8 protein-coding genes are annotated in these 7184 nt (G+C 72.3%); 1 reads left to right on the top strand and 7 read right to left on the bottom strand.

The features are described 5' to 3' along the window. The first annotated feature begins 589 nt into the window (after positions 1–589). On the top strand, positions 590–1816 hold the full coding sequence (locus tag HW445_RS13765; protein ID WP_308799079.1) for an acyl-CoA dehydrogenase family protein: 1227 nt from the start codon (positions 590–592) through the stop codon (positions 1814–1816). Positions 1817–1947: 131 nt separating this feature from the next. On the opposite strand, the gene HW445_RS13770 is transcribed toward HW445_RS13765, so the two are convergent. From HW445_RS13770 to HW445_RS13800, 7 genes are all read right to left on the bottom strand, one after another. Further along, positions 1948–2418: a hypothetical protein gene (locus HW445_RS13770; RefSeq protein ID WP_180221311.1), complete on the bottom strand. Its 471-nt coding sequence runs from the start codon at positions 2416–2418 to the stop codon at positions 1948–1950. After that, positions 2415–4313, bottom strand: a complete 1899-nt coding sequence (locus HW445_RS13775; protein WP_180221312.1) for a helix-turn-helix domain-containing protein — start codon at positions 4311–4313, stop codon at positions 2415–2417. The genes HW445_RS13770 and HW445_RS13775 overlap by 4 nt, the downstream gene beginning before the upstream one ends. A 7-nt stretch (positions 4314–4320) precedes the next feature. Next, complete coding sequence (locus HW445_RS13780) at positions 4321–5550, bottom strand: cytochrome P450 (RefSeq protein ID WP_180221313.1); 1230 nt, start codon at positions 5548–5550, stop codon at positions 4321–4323. Next, complete coding sequence (locus HW445_RS13785) at positions 5547–6086, bottom strand: ATP/GTP-binding protein (protein ID WP_308799082.1); 540 nt, start codon at positions 6084–6086, stop codon at positions 5547–5549. The genes HW445_RS13780 and HW445_RS13785 overlap by 4 nt, the downstream gene beginning before the upstream one ends. Positions 6087–6120: 34 nt before the next feature. Next, a complete protein-coding gene (locus HW445_RS13790) occupies positions 6121–6540 on the bottom strand; it encodes a DUF742 domain-containing protein (protein ID WP_180221315.1) in 420 nt (139 codons plus the stop codon). Continuing rightward, complete coding sequence (locus HW445_RS13795) at positions 6537–6974, bottom strand: roadblock/LC7 domain-containing protein (protein WP_180221316.1); 438 nt, start codon at positions 6972–6974, stop codon at positions 6537–6539. Before HW445_RS13795 ends, HW445_RS13790 begins: the two co-directional genes overlap by 4 nt. 1 nt (position 6975) lies before the next feature. Continuing rightward, positions 6976–7184 (bottom strand): hypothetical protein (locus HW445_RS13800; protein WP_218956950.1); only part of this gene is annotated, 209 nt, incomplete at its 5' end.

The raw sequence follows: 7184 nt of genomic DNA on the forward strand, positions 1-7184 counted from the left end.
TCGCGCCGGGCGGGCGCGGTCGGCCCACGGGGGGCCTTCGGCCGTCCGGCGTCCTCCCGGGTGACCGGATCGCACGCCGGCGTGCGCGGTCCGGGGTGGTGGTTGAACGGTGAATGACCCGCTTTTCCCGGGGATCCGCCGCATGGCCCGGGAATGGACCGTCTCGTTCGGGCGCGCGCCGGGGCGCAAAAGGCGCGTGAAACGGTTGGCGGGATGTAGCGTCTTGCGCAATTGCCAGAGACACTCTCGCGCACCGATCGAAAAGCGTCACCGGCGTGTTGCCGTCGAATGGTTTTGACGAACTGTTTTTGTGGCCGTGGCGGCGCTTCCGCTGCATTTCGGCGAATGGCGGAAGAGGTTTCGGCGCAGGTCGGAAAGGGTGGGAAGGCGCGATCATGCATGGGAACGGCATATGCCTCGGCGGGCGGCGTCGTATGTGTTTCGGCCAAGTCTGAACGGCTGTCTAGGCGGATGCGTGTGAACGTTGGAGCATGAGGGAGTCGGCTGTTGGATGGGGCGTCAATTGGCCGACAAGTGGCTTCCGCGCCGCTCCGGACGCGCGGGGAAAACGGGAACAGGGGGTCTCCACGTGGATCTTTTCGGTACCGCCGCGCACGACGTATTACGGAGCAGGGTGCGGGAGTTCGCCGAGGCCGAGATACGACCCCGCATTGCCGAACTGGAGGCGGAGAGGATCGTCGCCGAGGTCGGCCGGAAATTGTCGCGCATGATCGCCGAACAGGGCTGGATCGGCGCCACGATATCCCGCGAGTACCAGGGCATGGGTGTGGGTCATCTCGGCAAGACGGTGATCATCGAGGAGCTTTCCCGGGTCTGCGGGGCGATGGGCGCGATGGCCCAGGCGAGCATTCTCGGCGTCGCCAAGATCATCCATTTCGGCGACGCGGCGCAACGCGCGGCCTGGCTGCCACGGATCGCCAGGGGCGCCTGTCTGCCCACCATCGCCGTCACCGAGCCGGGCTCCGGCGGACACGTCCTCGGAATGGCCGCCAGCGCGGTCCGCGACGGTGGCGACTACGTACTCGACGGACGCAAGGTCTACGTGGGCAACAGCCATGTGGGCGATCTCCACGGTGTGGTGGTGCGCACCGGGCGGGGGTCGCGTGGGCTGACCGCCTTCCTGGTCGAGGCGGACCGGCCGGGAGTCCGGCTCGTCCCGCAGCGCGAGTCCATGGGACTCCACGGCTTCTCCTTCGGGGAGATCGTCCTCGACGGCGTCCGGGTGCCGGCCGCGCACCGCCTCGGCGAGGAGGGCCAGGGGCTGGACGTCGCCTACTCCTCCTCGACGCTCTACGGCAGACCGAACCTCGCCGCCGTGTCGCTCGGCATCCACCAGGCCGTGGTCGAGGAGACCGCGGCCTTCTGCGCGGAACGGATCCGTTACGGCAGGCCGTTGAAGGACCTGACCAACATCAAGATCAAGCTGGGCGAGATGCAGTCGCGTCTGATGACCGCGAGGACCGCCCTCTACCACGCGGTGAGTCTGCTCGACCACGGGATGCCGTGCGACGAGGAGATGATGAGCGCCAAGGCGGTCAACGCGGAGTACGCCATCACCTCGGCCCGGCAGGCGATGGAGATCCACGCGGCGGCCGGGCTGTTCACCGACCGCGGGGTGGAACGGCACGTGCGGGACGCGTTCCACATCCTCGCCCCGGCCGGCACGTCCGACGTCCAGTACCTGCGGCTGGCTGAGACGGCACTGGGGGAGGGCAAGGGCTCCTGGTCCGTCCGCCTGGCCCACGTGGCCCGCACGGTCCCGCAGGGGCCCGAGCGGGGGCTCCTCGCGGTGTGAGAGCGGTGCCGTGGCCCTCGTCGTGTCCGCCCCCGGGCGGCGTACCGCCCTGTCCGCACGTGGGACGGTACGCCCCCCCCGGAGGGCGCACGCCCCGCGGGTCCCGGTCGCGGTGACCGGGCCCGCCCTCGTCATCCCGCGGGCCCGGGCCAGACGCCGTACGCGAAACAGCCACTGACGTCGTCGACGCCGAGCCGCCAGTGGTGGCCCACCGGCATCCGCGGAGCCACGCCGACCATGAGCTCCTCCTCGAGTTCCTCCCTGCTCCACTCCTCCGGCGGCACGACCCCCACCAGCCGGGCGTACAGCCCGGTCAGCGCCGACCGGAGCACCTCGTCCTCGGCCAGCAACTGCGGGGGCACGCGCAGATGCGCGCCGGGCCACAGCCGCGACGGCACGACGGACGCCAGGGCGAGGGCCCGCGCCCGGTCGGGGCTCAGACCGGCCGCCTCCCGTACCTCCTCGGCACCGGCGCCCTCGTACCGGGCCTGGAGCATCAGCCGGTCGCGCGCGGCACAGGCCGCCGCCACGTGCTCGGCGTGCCAGCGCAGCCGCTCCATCAGCTCCTTGATCCGCAGCTCGCTCCCCGGTCCGCCCGTCATGACACCTCCAGCGGCCACGGGGACGCGTTCGCCGGCCGCGGTGCCGTCGCCGCCGTCGTCGTCAGGGCCGGATAGGGCTCCCCTGCCGGGGTGGTCGCGTACATGGCACAGGTCAGCGGCCGGATGCCGCTGAGCCGGTGCTCCCCGTGGTCCTCCATCAGGTCCTGGGGGATGCCGGTGATGAAGTCCCGCTCCAGCAGGTGCTCCGCGGCCTGGATGTGGGCGCGCACGGTCTTCGGCGCGATGCCGACCCGGGCCGCGGCCTGGTCGACGTGGAACTCGCAGGTCACCCAGGACCGAAGGGTGCGGACCAGGTCACGCCGGTCGGTGGCGAGCGGCCGCAGCGTCTTGTCGGCCCACGCCCGGACCTCCGGACCGGTCAGGAGGTCGTGCAGGGTGGCCGGCGGGCCGGGCTCCCCGGTGCTCCCGGTGCCGTACATCCGCACCACCTGGATGGCGAGGGAGAGCGCGATCCGGTGCATGGTGCGCTCCGGGTCGAGACCCACCGCCTCACAGGTCTGGGTGACCCGCCGGGCGAGGGTGTTGCGGTGCATGCCGAGCACCTTGGACGCCGCCGTGGTACGGAACTCCAGTGCCATGGCGGTGAGTTCGAGCTGACGTATGCGGGCGGTGCTGAGGATCGGCTGGAGCAGCGCGGACGCCCACGACCGGGCGGGCCCGGCCGGCAGGACGTCGGCGAGGCCCGGCGGACGCGGCGACGCGATGACGATCCGCTCCGGGTAGTGCGAGGCCCGGGTGAGCGCGGCGAGGGCCTCGTCGTAGGCGTCGCCCACCTGCTTGAGCGGATGCGGCTGGCTGCCGCCGATGTGGACCCCCGCCGTGCGGAACACGTCCAGCAGATGCCGCACGGTGTGCTCGTGCTCCTGCTCCTCGACCAGCGGCACCACGCTGATGATGTGGTTGTCGAAGGCCGGGCAGGCGACCGAGAGCGCCTGACCGGCGAAGAGCCGGTCGGCCTGCGCCATCACCAGCGCCCGCCCCGCCCGGCCGCAGTCGGTGACGTAGACCTGGGCGTGCGTGGGGTCCAGCAGCCCCGGCATGATCGACGCCGTGACCCGCTGGGCGTCGACCGCGTGCCCGGTCATCAGCAGCTGGAACGCGGACAGCCGCACCTGGCGGACGGCGTCGGAGACCACCAGGTCGTCGGAGCGCCGCCGCCCCGGCATGGCCACCGAGAGCACCTTGGCCGCGCAGGTGGTGAGTTCGGTCTCGGCCTGCCCCGGCGGACCGGGCGTGCCGACGACCAGGGCGCCCTGTCCGCCCAGCGGCACCGAGGAGACGTACAGCCCCTCGACCATCTGCCGCGGCCGGTCCGGGTGCTCCAGCGCGGCCGCCAGGGTCACGGGAGCGGCGGGCGGGGCCGCGGCGCGGACTCCGCCGGAGTCGCGGACGACCACGCTGCCGGGCAGTTCGGCCGCGAGGTACTCGGCGATCCGGGCGACGGCGTCGGCCTGCGGATGGGCGAGCTGGTCGAGCAGGGTGCCCAGCCGCGCGGCATGGCGCCGGGCGGCGACGACACTGAGTTCGGCGACCCGGTGCGTCAGCAGCGCCTTCCAGTCGCTGAGCGAGTGCGACGTGGTGAGCAGCGGCAGACGGTGCTGGGCCGCCGTCTCCCGCAGGGCGGGGTCGAGCGTGTCGGGGGCCGCCCCGGAGACGACCAGCGCCGCCGCGCCGCCCGCCGACAACGTGTACATGATGCGTTCGGGGTCCTCCAGGTAGCGGCCGTGCGTGACGATCAGCGCGTGCCCGATGCTGGAGCGGATCCAGTCGGTGTCGGAGAGGACCTGCGCGCAGTGCACCTCGCGGTCGTCCCCGACCTCGCAGGCGGTGATGCCCAACTCGGGGAAGGCCGGTAGATCTCGGACGGTCAACATGTGCCTGTCACTCCTCATCGGTGGGGCGTGTCGCGCGTCCGTCACGCCACGTCGAAAGGTTTCTTCGGCCTTTGCGGGTGGTGGAGAACAGCACGCCGACGTGGGCGGGGCAGGCGCGGAACGGGCTGGGCCGCCGGGCGACCGCGGTGATCGGGGCGGTGAGGTCCCAGAGCATGTCGACGGCCGTCTCGGTCGCGGCCTCCGCGATGGTGGTCGCCAGGCCGGGGGCCGGGCACTGGTGGACCCCCGCGGACCAGGCGAGATGGCTGCGGTCGTGCGCGCCGCCGTCGCCCGGGCGGTCGGGGTCGACCCCGGTGGCCGCGTGGTGGATCAGGACGGGGACGCCGGTGGGGACCTGCACGCCGTGCAGCACCGTGGGCCGCACGGCGTAGTAGGCCGACATGGTGGCGGCCGGGCAGCGGCGGGAGAGCGTCTCGGTGAGCGCCGCGCGCACGGTGACCGAACCGCCGATCAGCCGGGTCGCGTAGGCCGGGTCGGCGACCAGCGCGTGCAGGGTGGTGCCGATCCACGCCGCCGTGGGCGCCGCGCCCAGGATGATCAGCGCGATCACCTGGTGGCACACCTCGTCGTCGGTGAGGCCCGCCGGATGCGCCAGCAGCCAGGACGTGAAGTCCCTTGTCGGGCGCTCCCTTCTGGCGTCGAGCACCTCCTGGACCATGCCGTACAGGTCCCACCACGCGGTGGTGGCGTCCGGCTCCGCGTCGGCGAGCCGGTCGGTCGCGGCGCGGATCCGGTCGGCCTCCCGCAGCGGCAGGCCGGCCAGCTGGGTCATCGTCCGGGCGACCACCCGGTCCGCGTACTCGGCCATCAGGTCGACGTGGCCGCGTGCGGCGACGTCCTCGATCAGGTCCCGGGCGTGCCGCTGCACCGTCTCGCGCACCGCGTGCAGGTTGACGGAGGCCAGGCAGTCGCCCACCGCCCGGCGCAGCCGTTCGTGGCGCTCACCGTCGCTGTGGTGCAGTCCGGGCGTGGCCAGATAGGTCAGCCGGGAGGGGACCACGCCGCGGTTCAGCGCCTCCCAGTGGGCCGGGTCCTTGCGGAAGTCCGGGCCGGTCAGCACCTCCCGGGCAGCCTGCCAGCCCGTCACCACCAGCGCGTGGATGCCGTCGGCGATCTCCGTCCAGGCCACCGGGCCCTGCGACCGCAGACGGGCGTAGACGTCCTGTTCGTCGAGGGCGGTGCCGTGAAGTCGGGGGACGTGCGCGGAAGTCGTCATGGCACCTGGATCTCCTTGGGCCGGAGGACGTCCTTGACCAGGGCGATCAGGGACTGCTTCGCGGATTCGCGGGCCCGCGCGTCGATCCGGATCAACGGCCGGTCGTCGGGCAGGCTCAGCGCGTCGCGCAGGACCGGTTCGGGATACACCGGCGCCTGCGGGAAGTCGTTGATGGCGATGACGTACGGCAGCCCGGCCTCCTCGAGCAGGCCGATCGACTCGTAACAGGCGTCCACGTGCCGGGTGTCGAGGAGGACGATGCCGCCCAGCGCGCCGTTGAGCAGGGAGCGGATCATGTCGGCGAACCGGGGCTGGCCGGGCGCTCCGAACAGGTAGACGACGATGCCGCCGGCCAGCGTGCGCCGCCCGAAGTCCATGGCGACCGTGGTGGTCGTCTTGGCGGCGGTCGGCAGGTCGTCGATCACCTGCCCCGCCTGGCTCAGCCGTTCCTCGGTGCGCAGCGGCCGGATCTCGGAGACCGTCTCCACGAGCGTCGTCTTGCCGACCCCGAAGGCGCCGAGGACCACGATCTTCACGGAGGTGGATCCGGGTGGCAGGTAGTGCGGCCGGCTAGAGCTTCTGAAGGCCATCGAGTATCCGTTCCAGGAATTCTTTCTCGTGCGGCTGGGCCTGCGGGACGAACGGGTCGGCCGCGAGCAGGTTTCCCCGCGCCACCAGGTCGGCGACCAGGGCGCGGACCACGCCCCCGGGCATCTCCAGATGCGCGGCGACCTCGGCCACCGACACCACGCCCGGTGCGCAGAGCGCCAGGACCCGGTGGGCCTGCACGCCCAGCCCGGCCCGCGGCGCGGACGGGGCGAGCGAGAGGAGGGTGGCGTGGTCGGTGCGCAGCCGCGGGGGCTCGGGGGCCTCGGGCACGCCGGTACCGTCCACCTCGCCGGAGACGATGTCCTGCGCGAGGGGGATGACGGTGTGGGAGCGGACCACGCCACGGCGTGTGTGCCCGCTGCCCGCCGGTCCGCCGCTCATTGCCCGGTCGTGAGCTGCCGTTCCCGGGCCTCGAGGTAGGAGCCCAGCCCTTTGATGAGTTTGAGGCTCTTGCCGATCGCCGCCTGGACCCTGGGCGAGCGGTCGCCCTCCACGGCCACCGCCAGACCGGTGTTCCGCCCGGCCGACAGCACCGCGACCGTCATCTCGGTGAAGTCGATGATGTTGTACTTCATGCGCATCTGCTCGGGACGGCTCCCGGAGAACTCCAGGAACACCGAGGTGTGCAGCGAGGCCAGCCCGCTGAAGGCCGCGCTGAGCTTCTCCGCGGTGTCCCGGGGGATCCCGTCCGTGTGGGTGAGCATCATCCCGTCGCTGGAGAACAGCACGGCGCCGGTCACACCGTCGCCGAGAAGGGTGTTGAGCTGCGGGGTCATGTCGACGGTGTCGGCGGTGACGTGCGTGTACTCGGACATCTCAGGCTCCTAAGTCGTTCGTGCCGTCGCCGTAGCCCTCCATCAGGGTGTCCATCACCCGTCCCAGGTCCGCGGTGAACGTCTCGGGGTCGGGAAGGGGCGCGGGGGCCTGCGGCGACGGCGCGGCGTGGCGGCGGGGCGCCCGCGGCTGTCGTTTGGGGAGGACGGGGAGCTCCGGCGCGGTGGAGGCGGCCTGGCCGTTCCCCTGGG

Origin of the sequence: Streptomyces sp. UH6 (assembly GCF_013421635.1) — a bacterium.
GTDB lineage: Bacteria > Actinomycetota > Actinomycetes > Streptomycetales > Streptomycetaceae > Streptomyces > Streptomyces abyssomicinicus.